Raw genomic sequence first — 17,592 nt, 5'->3', positions numbered from 1 at the left:
CTGCCGAACCCCAGGAGTGATAAATGGTTAACAATTTAAAAATGTCGATGGCCGCTTTAGCGGTGGCGGTCGTCTCCGGACCGTCCATGGTGTTTGCGCAAGATAAGGCCGAGGGCTTTATCGAGGGCAGCAGCCTGACGGTGCTCAACCGCAATTTCTACTTCAATCGTGATTACCGCAAAGGCCAGTCCAGCCCCACCGGCAATGGATACTCCGAAACCTGGGCGCACGCGATCATCAGCAAATTCGAATCCGGGTACACCCAAGGCACCGTCGGGGTGGGCGTCGATGCATTTGCGATGATCGGCGTGAAACTCGATACCGGCGACGGTCGCAACGGTGGCCGAAGCTCCTTCGACATGCTGCCAGTCAATAGTGACGGCGAGGCGCAGGGCGAATACACCAAGATCGGTGGCGCCGCCAAAGTGCGCGCCTTCGACACGGAGATAAAAGTCGGCGATGTGTTCCCGTCCACCCCGGTCGTCGCAGCGGGAGATTCCAGGCTGTTGCCCGAAAGCTTCCAGGGCATCACCGCGACCAACAGCAGTATCGACGGGTTGACGGTACAGGGCGGACGCCTGCACGCGATGAGCCAGCCGGTTTCCAGCGACATGAACGAGAATTTCGAAACCTTCTATGGCGGCCCGGTCAATTCACCCTGGATCGCCTACTTTGGCGGCGACTATGAACTGAACAAAAACCTCAGCTTCAGCCTGTACTCCAGCCGCCTCAAGGATGTCTGGAATCAGTACTACGCAGGTACCGCCTGGACTTACCCGCTGACGGACGACCTGTCGCTGTTTGGTGGTCTGAACTATTACAAGGCGGTAGACGAAGGGAAACAACTACTCGGCGAGTTCGACAACAATATCTGGAGCGGTCGGGTGGGTGTAAAACTGGGAGCGCACTCCATTGCGCTGTCGCACCAGCAAAACAACGGCAACGACGACTTCGATTATCTGCGTCAGTCCGATTCGATCTTCCTCGACAACTCCATCCAGTACAGCGATTTCAACGCCCCCAAGGAGCGCTCCTGGATGGCGCGCTACGACCTCGACATGACCACCTACGGCGTTCCAGGCCTCTCGTTCATGACCCGTTACGCCCGTGGCAGCGAAGCCGACTATTCCAACGCCAACTCGGTGTACATGCGCCGCGATGCCGATGGCAACCCTTTGACCGATCAGAAACGTTGGGAGCGCGACATCGAAGTCAAATACGTGGTGCAGACCGGCTCGCTGAAAGATCTGTCGCTGCGCCTGCGCCAGGCCACTACCCGCGCCACAGCGTTCGAATCGGACCTGGATGAAGTCCGGCTGATTGTCGAGTATCCGTTGGCCGTTCTCTAACCTGGCACTGCCCCTATTCACCTTTAGAAGCTCCTTGCTCCTTTGGTAAAAGGTGAATCTTTTGGCGTCCTTCGGGACGCCTTTTTTTTGGTTCACGCAATTCCGGGGAACACCGATACCTGTAGGAGACGGCTTGCTGGCGATGGCGGCCTCCTGGCTGGAGTATTTTATTGGTGGTGTACATATCCATTTCTGCGGTAACGGCCTCCTATGGTTCCGCTTTTACAGCGGGTTACCTGGAAAAGCGCCAAGTAACCAAACGCTTTTGCCCACTGCGCAGAACCTGCGCTCGGCCTCTCGAGGGGCGTGCACCGCAACAGCACCGCGAGGCGAGCTAACGCTCGACCTCGTTGTATGGTGGTGTACGCGTTCCCCTGTAGGAGCTGCCGAAGGCTGCGATCTTTTGATCTTGCTTTTGCGATCGGGAAATGGTCTGCCGGCCAAGGCCTGACGCGGTGTTGAACGGCCCGCCCGGTTCATCGAACGGGCCGGCAACCCTTAGCGGTCAAGCAGTTTCATGACTTCTTCCGGATAACGCAGGCCTGCGGTGGCATTGGCCGCAAAGATCGCTTCCAGCGCGTGCAGTTCTTCGCCACTCAGCGTCACCTCCAGTGCGGCCACGTTTTCTTCCAGGTATTTACGTTGCTTGGTACCCGGAATCGGAATCAGGTAGTCACCCTGGGCCAGCACCCACGCCAGCGCCAGTTGGCCCGCCGTCACGCCTTTTTCTGCCGCCAGCGCTTGTACCTGTTGCACCAGCAGCAGGTTTTTCGCGAAGTTTTCGCCCTGGAAGCGCGGGCTGAAACGACGATAATCGTCGGCCGCGAAATCATCCGGGCTTTTTTCCTGAAATAAACAATGTGCACCTGCATCGAACAGGATGTCATCCACCCTGTTTACGACACTCCCCCGCCTCCAGATACCTGAGTGTCTTGAGTTGCCCCCGGGAATCTTCAAAAGTCATCGCAGCCGGAACCACGGTACACCCCTTCGCAGGTCGCACAACGCTCACGACTTTCACCACATCCAGGGTCATGCCGTATCGATAGTCTTCCACCACCGGCGCCGGTTTGCCCAGGTTGGCCGCGTACTGCTCCATGGCTTGAGTGTTTGCACTGAACATTTTCTCGAATGTCCTGTCCCCGCCACCTTCCGCCAGCACATTCATCGACATCGTCGTCACCCCGAGAAACGCAATCAACTGACTTGCTTTCATAGCCATCTCCTTCAAAAAATCCATAAAAAAGCCCGCCATCGACCTGCGATGACGGGCTTGCTCAAGTGCGACACGCTTACAGGTCGTTAGCCCTGTCGCCCTTTTCCTCATTCACTACGACGGGATCACGTGACTGCTCTTTGGCAACAAACAGCTCCATCGAACGGCCATTGGCGGCCATCATTCTTTCGAAGGTTCTGTCGCCACCACCTTCCGCCATCACCAGAGAAGACATCATCAATGCCGCCGCGAACGCACCCAGTTGTACCCGTTTCATGTTTGATTCCTCGTTTGATTAACTGATGGGATCAAGGTAACAATCCGAACCTTTCGTGACGGTGGCGCCGAAATTACATATCCGTCATGTGCGAGCTGTTCTTCGGATCGGGATACAAAAAACCGTGGGAGCTCGCTCCCACAGGGGATATCTATTCAACGGGTGTCACTTCCTCTTCACGTCGATGCGCCAGCTGATACAGCGCAGGCAATATCAGCAGCGTCAGGATGGTCGAAGACAAAATCCCGCCAATCACCACCGTCGCCAGTGGCCGCTGTACTTCCGCCCCGGTGCCAGTCGCCAGCGCCATCGGAATGAAGCCCAGGGACGCCACCAGCGCCGTCATCAACACCGGCCGCAGTCGTGTCAGCGCGCCTTCGTTGATCGCGTCAAAGAGTGAGCGCCCCTCCTCGCGCAGGTTGCGGATAAACGCGATCATCACCAGACCGTTGAGTACCGCCACCCCGGACAGCGCGATGAACCCGACGCCCGCCGAGATCGACAGCGGAATGTCCCGAAGCCACAGCGCTATGACGCCGCCGGTCAACGCGAAAGGAATCCCGGTGAACACCAGCAAGCCGTCCTTGAGGTTGTTGAACATCATGAACAACAGACCAAACACCAGCAGCAATGCCACCGGTATCACGATCCGCAAACGCTTGGCCGCCGACTGCAACTGCTCGAATTGCCCGCCCCAACTGGTCCAGTAACCGGCCGGAGTCTGCACATTCCGTTCGATCACCTCACCTGCTTCCTGGACGAACGAACCGATATCCCGCCCGCGCACGTTGGCGCTGACTATCACCAGCCGTTTACCGTTTTCGCGGCTGACCTGATTCGGCCCCAACACCAGATCGAGACTGGCGACGTCCTTGAGCGCGATGAAACCGATCTGGTTGGCAGCAGCGTTGAGCGGTGCCGGCACTGGAATCAGCAGCGTCGAAAGACCGTCGATGTCCTTGCGCATGGCATCGGACAAACGCACCACCATGTCGAAACGCCGGTCACCTTCGTACAACGTGCCCGCCTGTCGCCCACCGACCGCCACCGCGATGGTGTCTTGCACATCGCCGGCGTTGAGCCCGTAACGCGCGGCCTTGTCACGGTCGATGTTGATGGTCAGCACTGGCAGCCCGGTCGTTTGCTCGACCTTCACCTCCGATGCCCCCTCTACCTTCTGCATCGCCGCGGCAATCTTCGTCGCCGTAGCATTGAGCACCGCCATGTCATCCCCGAATACCTTCACCGCCACGTCGCTGCGCACGCCGGAGATCAGTTCGTTGAAGCGCAACTGGATCGGTTGCGACAGCTCATAGTTACTGCCCGGCAGCGTCGCGGCAGCTTGTTGCAGTTCGGCCATCAGGGTTTCGCGGGACTTGCCCGGGTCCGGCCACTGGTCTTTTGGCTTGAGCATCACGTAGCTGTCGGAGATGTTTGGCGGCATCGGATCGGAGGCAATTTCGGCGGTGCCGGTGCGGGCGAACACCCGCTCGACTTCCGGCACTTTTGCAAGGATCAGGGTTTCCAGACGCTGCTGCATGTCCACCGATTGCGTAAGGCTCGTGCCAGGCACGCGCAAGGCTTGCAGGGCAAAATCGCCTTCGCTGAGGCTCGGTACAAACTCGCTGCCCATGCGGCTGGTCAGCACGCCGCTGAGTACAATCACGCCCAGTGCCGCACCCACCGCCACGGCGCGATGGGACATCACCCAGGCCAGTGTCGGCGCATAAACCTGCCGCGCGCCGCGCATGACCGCGCCCTCTTCTTCCTTGACCTTGCCGGTGACAAACAGCGCGATCGCGGCCGGGACAAAGGTCACCGACAACAGCATGGCGCCGAGCAACGCGATGACCACGGTGAACGCCATCGGATGGAACATTTTCCCTTCGACGCCGCTCAAGGCGAAGATCGGCAGGTACACGACCATGATGATCAACTGCCCGAAAATCAGCGGTCGGCGCGCCTCCCTGGCCGCCGCGAACACTTCATGGAAACGCTCGGATCGCGTCAGCAAACGCCCGTGATGTTGCTGTGCATGGGCCAGTCGGCGCAGGGTGTTTTCGACGATCACCACCGCGCCGTCGACGATGATGCCGAAGTCCAGGGCGCCGAGGCTCATCAGGTTGGCGCTGACTTTGTTGCTGAACATCCCGGTGAAGGTGAACAGCATCGACAGCGGAATCACCATCGCGGTAATCAGCGCCGCACGGATGTTGCCCAGGAACAGGAACAGGATCGCGATCACCAGGATCGCGCCTTCGACCAGGTTTTTCTTCACCGTGGCGATGGCTTTGTCGACCAAATGCGTGCGGTCGTACACCGGGACGGCAATCACGCCTTCGGGCAAGGAGCGGTTGATCTGCTCCAGCTTGCTGGCGACGGCTTGCGACACGGTACGGCTGTTTTCGCCGATCAACATGAACACCGTGCCGAGCACCACCTCGCGACCGTTTTCGGTGGCAGCACCGGTGCGCAGTTCACGGCCAATGTCCACGGTCGCGACATTGCGGACCCGGATCGGCGTGCCATCGACATTGGCCATGACGATGTTGGCAATGTCCTCGGTGCTCGCCACTTGCCCCGGCGCGCGAATCAGCAACTGCTCGCCGCTGCGCTCGATGTAACCGGCGCCGACATTGGCATTGTTGCGTTCCAGCGCCTTGACCAGATCAGCCAGGGTCAACTTGTACGCCGCCAGCCGTTTCGGGTCGGGCGCGATCTGGTATTCCTTGGCGAAACCGCCAATGGTGTTGATCTCGGCCACACCGGGGACGTTGCGCAACTGCGGCTTGATAATCCAGTCCTGAATGACGCGCAGATCTGTCGGTGTGTAGGGCGTGCCATCGTCCTTGAGTGCCCCATCCTGCGCCTCCACCGTCCACAGAAAAATCTCGCCGAGGCCGGTGGAAATCGGCCCCATCACCGCTTCCGCACCTTCGGGCAACTGCTCCCTGGCAATCTGCAAACGCTCGTTGACCAGTTGGCGGGCGAAGAACAGATCAGTACCGTCCTTGAAAATCACCGTGACCTGCGACAGCCCCGAACGCGATAGCGAACGGGTCTGCTCCAACGCCGGTAAACCAGCCATGGCGGTTTCAATCGGGAAGGTGATGCGCTGCTCGGTTTCCAGCGGCGAGAACCCGGCGGCGCCGGTATTGATTTGCACCTGGACGTTGGTGATGTCGGGCACTGCGTCGATCGGCAATTTTTGATAGCTGGCGATACCGACGCCGGCCATGAGCAGAACGGCGAGCAGCACGATGATGCGCTGCTCGATGGCAAACTGGATCAGGCGTTCGAACATGAGAACTTTCTCGTCGAGGAGCGGATCGGTGGGCTTTACTGGAAGGCGCTAGTGAGCGTGCTCGGCCGAGGCTTTGCCCATTTCCGATTTGAGAACAAAGCTGCCGGCAGCCGCGACTTGCACGCCCTGCCCCAACCCTTGGGTGACTTCCACCAAACCTGCCGCGCGGCTTCCCAGCTCCACCGTTTGCGCCTTGAAGCCATCGTCGGTCCGCACGAACACCGTGGGTTTGTCCTCGATGGTCTGGATGGCGGTTTCCGGTACGGCGACTTTCGCCTGTCGGCTGTCGGTGACGACCAGTGCAGTGACAAACAGGCCCGGACGCCAGGAGCCTTGCGGGTTTTCCAACGTGACGCGAACGGTGGCGGTGCGGGTCTGTTCGCCGAGCAGACTGCCGACGTAGGCCACGGTGCCGGCAACCTCGGCGTTCAATTCCGGAGCGCTGACGGTAACGGATTTGCCCACTTGCACCTTGTCCAGTTCCTTGGGCGAAACGCCGAAAGTCACCCAGACTCGCGACAGATCCGAAAGCGTAAAAGCCGCGGTGGTTTCATCGACCACCTCCCCGGGTGTCAGGTGTTTTTCCACCACGACACCGTCGAACGGCGCGCGCAATTCGTAGCGATTACCGCCGGTGGCAACCACGCTGCCGCTGAGTACACTGATTTTTTGCCGGGCGTTAGTCAGGGCAATTTCAGCTTCTTCCAACGCTTGGCGCGCCTGAAGCAGATCCTGCTCGGCAGAGATTTTGTCCTGCCACAGTTTCTTCTCGCGCTCGTAGGTGGTGCGAGCCAACGCCAGGCGCCGTTGCGCGGCGGCCTGTTCGCTGCGCTGATCGGAGACCTGCTGACTGGTGATCACAGCCAACAGCTGACCCTTCTTCACGGATTGCCCGAGATTGACCGATACCGACTCGACAACACCAGGAACGCGCGGCACCACGTGAGCCGTGCGATCCTCGTCGAAGCGCACTTCGCCGGGGAACGGCAAGCCGAGGCTGATGTTCTGCGACCGCGCCTGCGCCAGTTGAATGCCGGCTGCGGCGATCTGTTCGGCGCTCAACGCCAGATGTCCCTCTTCGCCTTCAGCAAGTCCACCGTCGGCGGCTGCGCCCTCTTCGGCGTGATCGGCGTGTTCCGCCGCTTCATCGGCGTGAACGTCGATGGCTGAATTGCCCGGCCACATCGAGCCGATTCCGACGCCCAGCGCCATAGTCGCCAGCGCGACAACGATCAGTTTTTTATCCATGCAAACTCCTCTGCGCCGTGTCGTCGCGCAGTAATCAAAAAAATGAAATTCAAGGGCTGGCGGCAAGGTCGCCGAAGATACGTTCGATGCGTACCCGGGCGTCTGTCGCTTCGCTGACCGCCTGGATGTATTGGCTGCGGGCGCTGATCAGCGTGCGCTGGGCGTCGAGCACATCGAGAAAACCGAACTTGCCCATTTCGAATCCACGGGTGGCGCTGTCGACCGCACTTTGTGCGGCGGGCAGAATTGTCTGGTTGAACGCTTTGAGTTCGCCATTGGCGGTTTGCCATTGCTCGAGGGTGGTCCGGATTTCCGTGCGCAGGCGCAGCTCCGTGGCGTTACGCAGATCCCGCGCCTGATCGCTGCGACGCGCGGCCGCCAGCACGTTGCCCTGGTTGCGGTTGAACAGCGGAATCGGCATCGAAAGCCCGACCACGTTGACTCGCTCGCGGTCCGTTTCGCTGTACTGGCTGCCGATGCTCACCGTCAGATCGGGGATGCGTTGCGACTTCTCCAGCGCCAGCGATGCTTCGCGCTGATCGATCTGCAACTTGGCCAGGCGCATTTCAGGGGTTTCATTCAGGCGCTCGATTAATCGGGTCGGCGGTGGCGCGCCGGGCATGCTTTGCGTCATGGCTTGCACGACGGTCGATGTCGGCAACGGTGCGCCCATGACCTGCGCCAATTGCTGATACGCATTGGCCTGATCGCGTTCCGCGCGGCTCAGTTCCAGGCGCACTTCGGAGAGTTGCACTTGCGCCCGAGTGCCCTCGACCGGCGATGATTTACCGGCCTCGATCCGCCCTTGGGCCACGCGCAAACCGTGCTCGGCGAGTTGCAGCGATTGACGGGACAACTGCAAGCGTTGCTGCGCCGTTTGAGCGCTGTTGAACGCTTGAATCACATCGGCGCGCAGGGCATTGCGCTTGCGCTCCAACTCGATTCCGGCGGCGTCCTGCGCGCGGCTGGCAACATCGATTCTTGCGCCGCGTTTGCCGCCCAGTTCGATCGGCTGGCTGAGCATCACTGTGGTCGTGCGTGAATCGCGGCGAGTGTCTTCCGCCTCCCATGACACCTCGGGGTTGGGGATAAGCCCGGCCTGCTTGCGGTCGCCTTCGGAGATACCGATTTCCCATTGCGCTGCCGCGAGCTCGGGGTTGCCGGCAAATGCTGTTTGCAGGGCTTGCTCAAGGGTCAGTGTCGATGCTTGCGCAAGATCCGCGCCCGCCAGCAGTAAAAAGCAGCTGGCGGTCACCGCCCTTGCCATTCTTTTCAGGCGTGATCGCGCCGTCAGTTCTCTTAAACCGGGCAATGGAAGACTTCCTTTTTAAATCAAGAATTCCATCACGGTAGAGTTTTTAACTTATCGACAAGGTGACTGAGAGATTACAAATCCGTTATCCACGGTTTATGGAAGTTGTTTTGCTCTAGGATGCGAAGTGCTCACCTTGATATAGAAACACATGGAAACAAATACATGGGCATTATCCAAAAAACAGTACTTGCCTCCGTTCACCTCTCATGAATCGGGTGAGTATTTTGGCCTCGCGCGCTGCGTCAGGGTGTCGCAGAGGGCCGATTTCAGGGCTCGAGACTCAGTCAACAATTGACTCTGTAGCCACTACAACCTTTACCTTGCGCCCCCACAGCCAGTGAAACCCTCACTAGGAAATCTGAAATTCACAACACCGCCTGTCAATAACCCGTCTGGAAGCCCTATCAAAAACAACAACTTTTCTCGACCGACTTAGTTACTTAACCATTAAATACAAGTGGTGATTAATCATGCGAATCCTTGTCGTCGAGGACGAGCTTAAAGCTGCCGAATACTTGCATCAGGGCCTGACGGAAAGTGGTTATGTCGTTGACCACGCGGCCACCGGTGCCGATGGATTGCATCTGGCGCAACAACAGGCATATGACCTGGTGATCCTGGACGTGAATCTGCCGAAACTGGATGGCTGGGACGTGCTGGAGCAACTGCGCCGCACGCACTCCACCCGGGTGATGATGCTCACCGCTCGCGGTCGTCTGGCCGACAGGGTTCGGGGTCTCGACCTGGGTGCCGATGACTACCTGGTCAAGCCCTTCGAGTTTCCCGAACTGCTCGCACGGGTACGCACACTGATGCGCCGCAGCGAAAACATCCCGGTACCGCAGGTTCTGAAAGTCGCCGATCTGGAACTTGATCCGGGTCGCCACCGCGCCTTTCGTGGCGAGCAACGCATCGACCTGACCACCAAGGAGTTCGCCCTGCTGCATCTGCTGATGCGTCAGTCCGGCGAAGTGCTGACCCGCACGCAGATCATTTCACTGGTGTGGGACATGAATTTCGACTGCGACACCAACGTGGTGGAAGTGTCGATACGGCGTCTGCGAGCGAAAATCGACGATCCGTTCGACAGCAAGCTGATCCACACCATGCGTGGTGTCGGTTACGTCCTGGAGGCTCGGGAATGAAGCCGGCAAGCCTGTCGCTACGGCTGGGGCTGACCATGAGTACTCTTGGAGCACTGTTGGTGATGTTCCTCGCTGTACTGGCCTACTTCGCCCTGACCCATGAGCTCAATACGCTGTCCCGGGACAGTCTGGCCAGCAAGATGGAGCAGATTGAACACAGCCTGTCGCTGTACACCGACCCCGGTGAAATCAGTTCGAAGCCGCATATTCTGCTCGATCAGGTCATGGGACACGACAACCTGACGCTGACCATTTACGACCGAAGCAACCAGCGTTCCCCGCTGCTGAAGTCCGGCACCGGCATGGTCGATCCGCGCCCTGAACTCAAAGCGTTGCGAGCGACTGTCGACCAGTTGACCTACAGCGACAGCACCGACGCTGAAGGCGCGAAATATCTCACCCTCTCAAAGCTGATTCGCCTCAAGAATGGCACCAGTGTCCCGGTGTTGCTGTCGATGGACAATGCCCACGATCAGGCATTGCTCAGTGCCTATCTGCGCTCGACGCTGATGGCGTTGCCTTTGCTGCTGATCTTCATTGGCTTGAGTGCCTGGGCGGCGGTGCAACGAGGCCTGGCTCCAATGCGCGAGTTTCGCAAAGTGGCGGCGATGGTTTCGACCCAGGATCTTGATCATCGACTGTCGGTGGTGAATATGCCGCAGGAGTTGAGCGAACTGGCGCAAGGCATCAACTTCATGCTGCACCGCCTCGACAACGGTGTGCAGCAGCTATCGCAGTTCTCCGATGACCTGGCCCATGAACTGCGCACGCCGATCAACAATTTGATGGGCAAGGCGCAGGTGACACTGTCCCGTGAGCGTACGAGCGAGGAATACAAAGATGTATTGGTGTCGTGCATTGAAGAGCTGGAGCGTGTCGCACGGATCGTCCGCGACATGCTGTTTCTGGCGCAGGTCAGTCATCCCGCGGCGCTCGCTCCTTTCGAGTTGATCGAGTTGGAGGATGAAGCGCTGAAAGTCGCCGATCTGTTTTCCCTGTCGGCGCAGGAAAAGCGCATCAATCTGAGTGTGGTCGGCAGCGCTCGGGTGCTGGGCGACCGGCTGATGATTCAACGGGCGATTTCCAATCTGCTGTCTAACGCGCTGCGCCACTGTCCCGCCGGGGAAACCGTCTCGCTGCTGATTGAACAAGGGACATCAAACGTTTCGCTGCTGGTCAGCAACCCCGGCGCGGGCATCGAAGCGCACCATTTGCCGTACCTGTTCGAGCGTTTTTACCGGGTCGACAGCAGCCGCTCCCGCGCGCAGGGCAGTACCGGACTGGGGCTGGCGATTGTGCGCTCGATCATGAGCCTGCATCAGGGCGTGGCACAGGTGCAGAGTTTGCCGGGAACGATGACGGTGTTTCGACTGGGTTTTCCAAAAGTCGACGAATAGTTGCTCATCGGGGAGTGAGGTGCCCGCGATGACGGTGGAACAGGCAGCAACAAAAACGGCACCTTCCGGTGCCGTTCGCCTTTTACAGCCCAATCACTTTACTTACGCGCCGCCTCCCACGATTTCAGCAGCTCGCTGTAGCTCACGGTCTCGCCTTTAGGCTTCTCGTTCGCCAGTTTCGGTTTCGGTGCGCCCGGCTGGTCGAACCAGTATTGCGCGTCGCGCTCGGGGTTCATTTTCGGGGCGCAGGTGGCTTGTGCCTTCGAGCGTTCCAGACGGGTCATGATTGCATCCTGATCCTTGGCCAGGCCGTCCAGCGCTTCTTGCGGGGTTTTCTCGCCGCTGGCGGCTTCGGCGATATGGCTCCACCACAACTGCGCCAGGCGAGGATAATCAGGCACGTTGGTCCCGGTCGGGGTCCATTGCACGCGGGCCGGGCTGCGGTAGAACTCCACCAGGCCACCGAGTTTCGGCGCCAGGTCGGTCATGGCTTGCGAGTTGATGTCCGATTCGCGGATCGGCGTCAGGCCGACGATGGTTTTCTTCAGCGACACGGTTTTCGAGGTCACGAACTGCGCATACAGCCACGCAGCCAGTTTCTGTTTCTCAGGCGTCGACTTCATGAACGTCCACGAACCCACGTCCTGATACCCCAGCTTCATCCCCTCCTCCCAGTACGGTCCGCGTGGAGACGGCGCCATGCGCCATTTCGGTGTGCCGTCGGCGTTCATCACTGCGAGACCCGGCTTGGTCATGTCGGCGGTAAACGCGGTGTACCAGAAGATCTGCTGGGCGATGTTGCCTTGGGACGGCACGGGACCTGATTCGGAGAAGGTCATGCCCGCCGCTTCCGGTGGCGCGTATTTCTTCATCCAGTCCACGTACTTGGTGGTGGCGAACACGGCCGCCGGGCCGTTGGTGTCGCCACCGCGGGTCACGCTGGAGCCCACAGGGTGGCAATCCTCGACGCGGATACCCCACTCGTCCACCGGCAAACCGTTCGGCAAGCCCTTGTCGCCACCACCGGCCATGGAGAACCAGGCATCAGTGAAGCGCCAGCCCAGGGACGGGTCTTTCTTGCCATAGTCCATGTGCCCATAAACGCGCTTGCCGTCGATTTCCTTGACGTCTTCGCTGAAGAATTTGGCGATGTCTTCATAGGCCGACCAGTTCACCGGTACGCCGAGTTCGTAGCCGTACTTTTCCTTGAACTTGGCCTTCAGGTCCGCGCGTTCGAACCAGTCGGCGCGGAACCAGTACAGGTTGGCGAACTGCTGATCGGGCAACTGGTAGATCTTGCCGTCCGGCGCGGTGGTGAAGGAGATACCGATGAAGTCCTTGATATCGAGGGTCGGCGAAGTGAAGTTCTTGCCCTCGTTGGCCATGAGGTCGGTGATCGATTCGGTCTTGCCGTAGCGGAAGTGCGTACCGATCAGGTCCGAGTCGTTGACCCAGCCGTCATAGATGTTCTTGTCCGACTGCATCTGGGTCTGCAGCTTTTCCACCACGTCGCCTTCCTGCAGCAGGTCGTGGGTCAGCTTGATCCCGGTGATCTCGGTGAAGGCCTTGGCCAGCACCTTGGACTCGTACTCGTGGGTAGCGATGGTTTCCGACACCACCTTGATGCTCATCCCGCGAAACGGCTCGGCCGCCTTGATGAACCACTTCAGCTCTTCGAGTTGCTGATCGGCCGTGAGTGTGGATGGCTTGAATTCAGCGCCGATCCATTTCTTCGCGGCGTCTTCATAGGCATCGGCCCAGGCAGACGCGCTCAAACCGCTGAGTGCCAGCATGGCTGCCAATGAAATGCTATGTCGCAGCTTATTGTTTTTGTCGAACATAGAGACCTCCTGTTTAAGTTTCGGAGCAACATTGCCGAGCGATTCGACTAGCCCCAACGCATCACAGCCAACAGCCACACCAGGGACATCGCGAAGGCGACCCAGATGCTCCAGTCGGTGACGCCGATTACCAGCAAATGCAGGTAGGCGCTGCCGAGAAGACCGATGAACAACCGATCGCCACGGGTGGTGGCAATCGGTAGAAAACCTCGCCGAAGCACACTCGGCGAACGCAATTCCCAGGTGGTCATGCCCACCAGGATCAAGCCGATGACACCAAAAAATGCCGCCGTGGGGACGGTCCAACTCATCCATTCCATCATCAGTTCCTCATACCCGGCCCAAGGCAAAGCCCTTGGCCACGTGGTTGCGAACAAACCAGATCACCAGCATGCCCGGCAGGATGGTCAACACCCCCGCCGCCGCCAGCACGCCCCAGTCAATGCCGGATGCCGAGACGGTACGGGTCATCACCGCTGCGATCGGTTTGGCGTTCACCGAAGTGAGGGTTCGCGCCAGCAGCAGTTCGACCCAGGAAAACATGAAGCAGAAGAACGCCGTGACGCCGATGCCGGAGCCGATCAGCGGGATGAAAATCTTCACGAAGAACTTGGGAAAGCTGTAGCCATCGATGTAGGCGGTTTCGTCGATTTCCTTGGGCACGCCGGACATGAAGCCTTCGAGAATCCACACCGCCAGCGGCACGTTGAACAGGCAGTGGGCCAGGGCCACGGCGATATGGGTGTCGAACAGCCCGATCGAGGAATACAGCTGGAAGAACGGCAGCAGGAACACCGCCGGTGGCGCCATGCGGTTGGTCAGCAGCCAGAAGAACAGGTGCTTGTCGCCGAGGAAGCGATAACGCGAGAACGCATAGGCCGCCGGCAAGGCCACGGTCAGGGAAATGATCGTGTTCAGGCTCACGTAATACGCCGAGTTGATGTAGCCGGTGTACCAGCTCGGATCGGTGAAGATCACCTTGTAGTTCGCCAGTGTGAAGTCCTGTGGGAAAAGTGTCAGGCCGCCGAGGATTTCGCCGTTGCTCTTGAACGACATGTTCAACAGCCAGTAGATCGGCACCAGCAGAAACAGGATGTAGAGCAGCAGTGGGATCAGCTTTCTCTTGCTCATGGCGGGCCTCAGCGGTTGGCGTCGGAGTGAGTCATGGCGGTGTAGAACAGCCAGGACACCAACAGGATGATCAGGAAGTACACCAGCGAGAATGCAGCGGCCGGACCGAGGTCGAACTGCCCGATCGCCATTTGCGTCAGGGTCTGGCTCAAGAAGGTCGTGGAATTGCCCGGACCGCCACCCGTGAGCACGAACGGCTCGGTGTAGATCATGAAGCTGTCCATGAAGCGCAGCATCACGGCGATCAGCAGCACACTCTTGAGCTTGGGCAGCTGGATATGCCGGAACACCGCCCAGGCCGAAGCCCGGTCGATCCGTGCCGCCTGGTAATACACATCCGGAATCGCCCGCAGGCCGGAGAAGCACAGCAGCGCCACCAGCGAGGTCCAGTGCCAGACGTCCATCACCAGCACGGTGACCCAGGCGTCCATGGTGTTCGCCGCATAGTTGTAGCTGATACCCATGGCCTTGAGACTCGCCCCCAGCAGACCGATGTCGGCCCGGCCGAAGATCTGCCAGATGGTGCCGACCACGTTCCACGGGATCAGCAACGGAATCGCCAGGATGATCAGCACCACTGACGACCAGCGCCCCTTTGTCGGCATGGTCAGGGCAATCGCAATCCCCAGGGGGATTTCGATCAACAGCACGCAGGCCGAGTAGATGAACTGGCGCAGCAACGAGTCGTGCAGGCGCGGATCGAGCAGCACCTGCTTGTACCAGTCGGCGCCGACGAAGTAGCGGCTGGACTGATCGAAAATGTCCTGCACCGAGTAGTTGACCACGGTCATCATCGGGATCACCGCACTGAACGCCACCAGCAGGAACACGGGCAGCACCAGCCACCAGGCCTTGTTGTTGTGCACCTTGTTCATGGCTGCGCCTCTTGGTTGGCATTGGCTTCGAGCAGGAATTCATCGGCGTAGACCATCAGCCATTGCGCCGGAAAGCTGATGTAGGCCGTGCCTTGCGGCACAGGTTTGTCTTCGGCCAGGCGCACTTTCAGCGGCGCGCCATCGAGATCGAGGGTCATGATCTTGTAGGTGCCCAAGTCTTCGACGTGTACGACCTGTGCCCGCAGCGCGTCATCAAAGGCTTCGTCCCACACATGGACGAACTCCGGACGAATGCCGACCTTCAGGGTTTTCCACCCGGACTCGGCAATACGTTGCTGCATCGCTTCCGACAGCGGCAGGTGCGTGGAGGCAAAACCGACACCGCCCGGTTGCGGCTGCACCTCGATCAGGTTCATCCCGGGGCTGCCGATGAAGTAGCCGACAAAGGTGTGGCTCGGGCGCTCGAACAATTCCCTTGGCGTGCCGAACTGCACGATCTGGCCGCCGTACATCACCGCAATCTTGTCGGCGAAGGTCGAGGCCTCCAGCTGATCGTGGGTGACGTAGACCATGGTGATGTTGAACTGCTCGTGGATCTGCTTGAGCTTGCGCCGCAGTTTCCACTTCAGGTGCGGGTCGATCACCGTCAGCGGCTCGTCGAAGAGGATCGCCGACACGTCGTCACGCACCAGCCCGCGGCCCATGGAGACTTTCTGTTTTTCGTCGGCGGTGAGGTTGCGGGCCTTTTTGCTCAGCAGGTTCTGCAGGTCGAGGACTTCGGCGATTTCCTGCACCTTGCTATGAACCCTGGCCTCGGCCATGCCCTGATTACGCAGCGGGAAGGCCAGGTTGTCGAACACCGTCATGGTGTCGTAGACCACCGGGAACTGGAAAACCTGGGCGATGTTGCGCTTCTCCGGGGTCAGGTTGTTGACCGCTTTGCCGTCAAACAGCACATGGCCCTGGGACGGGCTGAGCAGCCCGGAAATGATGTTGAGCAAAGTTGATTTACCGCAGCCCGACGGACCGAGCAAGGCATAGGCGCCGCCCTGCTCCCAGATGTGGTCCATCTCGCGGATCGCGTAGTCCTCCGGTCCCGACGGGGTCTTGGTGTAGCTGTGGGCGAGGTTCTGCAAACGGATTTCGGCCATCAGGCAACCCTCGTGACACGCCGGCCCGGCGCCTGGACCAGCCGCCCCTGCGTATCGAACACAAACAGTTTATGGGTCGGGATGTAGATGCGGATCGGCGCATCGACGTCGTATTCGTGGACACCCGGCAAGTGCAGCACCAGCAGGAAGTGTTCGTTGCGCACATGCAGGAAGGTTTCCGAGCCGCTGATTTCCGCGACTTCGACGGTCACCGCCAATTCGAGGTCGTCGTCGTTGCTCGGCACCAGCGAGATATGGCTGGGGCGCACGCCGAAACGGAACTCGCCCTCACCCACCGGGCGCAGATCGACGTTCAGCGGGAAGTGCACGAAGTTGGCGAAACTCACTTCGTTGCCGGCAATGCGTCCCGGCATCAGGTTGATCGGCGGCTCGGAGAACAGCTCCGCCGCCAGCACCGTTTGCGGCTGGTGGTAGACCGAGGCGGACTGGCCGCTCTGGATCACCCGGCCTTCGTGAAGAATGGTGGTGGTGCCGCCCAGGGCCAGGGCTTCATTGGGCTCGGTGGTGGCGTAGATCGCGATGGTATGGCGCGCCTTGAACAGCTCGCGCATTTCCTGGCGCAGCTCTTCGCGCAACTTGTAGTCGAGGTTCACCAGCGGCTCGTCGAACAGGATCAGTTCGGCGTCCTTGACCAGCGCCCGGGCCATGGCCGTGCGTTGTTGCTGACCGCCGGAAAGCTCCAGCGGATAGCGCTTGAGAAACTTCTCGATGCGCAGCATCTTCGCGGTTTCCAGCACCTTGTTCTGGATCAGCTCGCTGGATACACCGGCCTGACGCAGCGGCGAGGCGATGTTGTCGAACACCGTCATGGTCGGGTAGTTGATGAACTGCTGATAGACCATCGACACATTGCGCAAGCGCACGGGGCGTTGGGTGACGTCGACGCCGTTCATCAGGATGCGGCCGCTGTCGGGCTTGTCCAGACCGGCCATCAGGCGCATCAGGCTGGTCTTGCCGGACAAGGTGCGCCCGAGCAAAACGTTGAAGGAACCGGGTTCAAAACTCAGGTTGGCATCGTCGATCCAGGTCTGGCCCTCGACGGTGCGGCTGACGTGCTCCAGGGTGAGTGACATGGCTCGGCCTTTTTATTATTGGAGTCAAGCGACCGGAGCTCTAAAGCGACATCCGTGCCAAAAAACTCAAGCTATTGATTCAGCTTGAAATTCCCGAAGATGACGGCAAAACCGCGTTCGATGCTGAACACAAATGAACAATCACAAATGAACAATTGAACAGTTCACCCATTGACAGTGAACAATAGTGAACAACACTCTATGGACTGTTCACGACCCCTGTAGGAGCTGCCGCAGGCTGCGATCTTTTGATTTTTTTTTTTAAGATCAAAAGATCGCAGCCAGCGG

Annotated in this window: 14 protein-coding genes and 1 pseudogene; 3 read left to right on the top strand and 12 right to left on the bottom strand. The window is 59.4% G+C overall.

The window, feature by feature from the left end:
* Positions 1–23: 23 nt before the first annotated feature.
* Complete coding sequence (locus ACM6IT_RS17265; protein WP_056723858.1) at positions 24–1,349, top strand: OprD family porin; 1,326 nt, start codon at positions 24–26, stop codon at positions 1,347–1,349.
* Positions 1,350–1,847: 498 nt separating this feature from the next.
* Here ACM6IT_RS17265 and ACM6IT_RS17260 read toward each other — a convergent pair.
* The 6 genes and pseudogenes from ACM6IT_RS17260 to ACM6IT_RS17235 all read right to left on the bottom strand — a co-directional run.
* Positions 1,848–2,192: pseudogene (locus ACM6IT_RS17260) on the bottom strand (aldo/keto reductase); the annotation flags it as partial.
* Positions 2,193–2,232: 40 nt separating this feature from the next.
* A complete protein-coding gene (locus tag ACM6IT_RS17255; RefSeq protein WP_056724130.1) occupies positions 2,233–2,565 on the bottom strand; it encodes a DUF2790 domain-containing protein in 333 nt (110 codons plus the stop codon).
* A gap of 76 nt (positions 2,566–2,641) precedes the next feature.
* A complete protein-coding gene (locus tag ACM6IT_RS17250; protein ID WP_056724124.1) occupies positions 2,642–2,842 on the bottom strand; it encodes a co-regulatory protein PtrA N-terminal domain-containing protein in 201 nt (66 codons plus the stop codon).
* Between the two features lie 151 nt (positions 2,843–2,993).
* A complete protein-coding gene (locus ACM6IT_RS17245) occupies positions 2,994–6,146 on the bottom strand; it encodes an efflux RND transporter permease subunit (RefSeq protein ID WP_223542412.1) in 3,153 nt (1,050 codons plus the stop codon).
* Positions 6,147–6,194: 48 nt separating this feature from the next.
* A complete protein-coding gene (locus ACM6IT_RS17240; protein WP_414912940.1) occupies positions 6,195–7,394 on the bottom strand; it encodes an efflux RND transporter periplasmic adaptor subunit in 1,200 nt (399 codons plus the stop codon).
* 49 nt (positions 7,395–7,443) lie between these two features.
* Entirely contained in the window at positions 7,444–8,706 is a 1,263-nt protein-coding gene (locus tag ACM6IT_RS17235) for a TolC family protein (protein ID WP_223542414.1), read from the bottom strand.
* Positions 8,707–9,179: 473 nt separating this feature from the next.
* Here ACM6IT_RS17235 and ACM6IT_RS17230 point away from each other — a divergent pair, with 473 nt between their 5' ends.
* Both ACM6IT_RS17230 and ACM6IT_RS17225 read left to right on the top strand, forming a co-directional pair.
* Positions 9,180–9,854 (top strand): heavy metal response regulator transcription factor, encoded by a 675-nt coding sequence (locus ACM6IT_RS17230; protein ID WP_056724115.1) that lies wholly within the window; start codon positions 9,180–9,182, stop codon positions 9,852–9,854.
* Positions 9,851–11,251 carry a heavy metal sensor histidine kinase gene (locus ACM6IT_RS17225; protein ID WP_414912942.1) on the top strand — a complete coding sequence of 467 codons (1,401 nt, stop codon included), beginning with the start codon at positions 9,851–9,853 and terminating at the stop codon, positions 11,249–11,251. The genes ACM6IT_RS17230 and ACM6IT_RS17225 overlap by 4 nt, the downstream gene beginning before the upstream one ends.
* Before the next feature lie 98 nt (positions 11,252–11,349).
* Here ACM6IT_RS17225 and ACM6IT_RS17220 read toward each other — a convergent pair whose 3' ends face one another.
* Genes ACM6IT_RS17220 through ACM6IT_RS17195 form a run of 6 tightly spaced genes read right to left on the bottom strand, consistent with a single transcriptional unit; the run spans position 11,350 to position 17,304 of the window.
* On the bottom strand, positions 11,350–13,092 hold the full coding sequence (locus ACM6IT_RS17220) for an extracellular solute-binding protein (RefSeq protein WP_056724111.1): 1,743 nt from the start codon (positions 13,090–13,092) through the stop codon (positions 11,350–11,352).
* 47 nt (positions 13,093–13,139) lie between these two features.
* Positions 13,140–13,412, bottom strand: a complete 273-nt coding sequence (locus tag ACM6IT_RS17215; protein ID WP_032829366.1) for a DUF2160 domain-containing protein — start codon at positions 13,410–13,412, stop codon at positions 13,140–13,142.
* Between the two features lie 10 nt (positions 13,413–13,422).
* Positions 13,423–14,223 (bottom strand): carbohydrate ABC transporter permease, encoded by an 801-nt coding sequence (locus ACM6IT_RS17210; protein ID WP_056724109.1) that lies wholly within the window; start codon positions 14,221–14,223, stop codon positions 13,423–13,425.
* An 8-nt stretch (positions 14,224–14,231) separates the two neighbouring features.
* Complete coding sequence (locus ACM6IT_RS17205) at positions 14,232–15,098, bottom strand: carbohydrate ABC transporter permease (protein ID WP_056724107.1); 867 nt, start codon at positions 15,096–15,098, stop codon at positions 14,232–14,234.
* Positions 15,095–16,210, bottom strand: coding sequence for an ABC transporter ATP-binding protein (locus ACM6IT_RS17200; protein ID WP_056724106.1), 1,116 nt, complete (start codon positions 16,208–16,210; stop codon positions 15,095–15,097). Before ACM6IT_RS17200 ends, ACM6IT_RS17205 begins: the two co-directional genes overlap by 4 nt.
* Positions 16,210–17,304, bottom strand: coding sequence for an ABC transporter ATP-binding protein (locus ACM6IT_RS17195; RefSeq protein WP_056724104.1), 1,095 nt, complete (start codon positions 17,302–17,304; stop codon positions 16,210–16,212). Before ACM6IT_RS17195 ends, ACM6IT_RS17200 begins: the two co-directional genes overlap by 1 nt.
* Between the last annotated feature and the right edge of the window lie 288 nt (positions 17,305–17,592).

The sequence above is a fragment of the Pseudomonas sp. IT-P4 genome (assembly GCF_949767755.1).
GTDB classification, from domain to species: Bacteria; Pseudomonadota; Gammaproteobacteria; order Pseudomonadales; family Pseudomonadaceae; genus Aquipseudomonas; species Aquipseudomonas monachiensis.
The sequence above is the reverse complement of the archived record's forward strand: the minus strand, read 5'-3'. Positions and strand labels throughout refer to the sequence as shown.

What these genes read in the sequence shown, in the direction of transcription:
- ACM6IT_RS17205 (WP_056724107.1), bottom strand. Translation starts at nt 15,098, where the DNA reads ATGAACAAGGTGCACAACAACAAGGCCTGGTGGCTGGTGCTGCCCGTG.
- ACM6IT_RS17195 (WP_056724104.1), bottom strand. Translation starts at nt 17,304, where the DNA reads ATGTCACTCACCCTGGAGCACGTCAGCCGCACCGTCGAGGGCCAGACC.
- ACM6IT_RS17265 (WP_056723858.1), top strand. Translation starts at nt 24, where the DNA reads ATGGTTAACAATTTAAAAATGTCGATGGCCGCTTTAGCGGTGGCGGTC.
- ACM6IT_RS17230 (WP_056724115.1), top strand. Translation starts at nt 9,180, where the DNA reads ATGCGAATCCTTGTCGTCGAGGACGAGCTTAAAGCTGCCGAATACTTG.
- ACM6IT_RS17210 (WP_056724109.1), bottom strand. Translation starts at nt 14,223, where the DNA reads ATGAGCAAGAGAAAGCTGATCCCACTGCTGCTCTACATCCTGTTTCTG.
- ACM6IT_RS17225 (WP_414912942.1), top strand. Translation starts at nt 9,851, where the DNA reads ATGAAGCCGGCAAGCCTGTCGCTACGGCTGGGGCTGACCATGAGTACT.
- ACM6IT_RS17240 (WP_414912940.1), bottom strand. Translation starts at nt 7,394, where the DNA reads ATGGATAAAAAACTGATCGTTGTCGCGCTGGCGACTATGGCGCTGGGC.
- ACM6IT_RS17200 (WP_056724106.1), bottom strand. Translation starts at nt 16,210, where the DNA reads ATGGCCGAAATCCGTTTGCAGAACCTCGCCCACAGCTACACCAAGACC.
- ACM6IT_RS17215 (WP_032829366.1), bottom strand. Translation starts at nt 13,412, where the DNA reads ATGGAATGGATGAGTTGGACCGTCCCCACGGCGGCATTTTTTGGTGTC.
- ACM6IT_RS17255 (WP_056724130.1), bottom strand. Translation starts at nt 2,565, where the DNA reads ATGAAAGCAAGTCAGTTGATTGCGTTTCTCGGGGTGACGACGATGTCG.
- ACM6IT_RS17245 (WP_223542412.1), bottom strand. Translation starts at nt 6,146, where the DNA reads ATGTTCGAACGCCTGATCCAGTTTGCCATCGAGCAGCGCATCATCGTG.
- ACM6IT_RS17250 (WP_056724124.1), bottom strand. Translation starts at nt 2,842, where the DNA reads ATGAAACGGGTACAACTGGGTGCGTTCGCGGCGGCATTGATGATGTCT.
- ACM6IT_RS17220 (WP_056724111.1), bottom strand. Translation starts at nt 13,092, where the DNA reads ATGTTCGACAAAAACAATAAGCTGCGACATAGCATTTCATTGGCAGCC.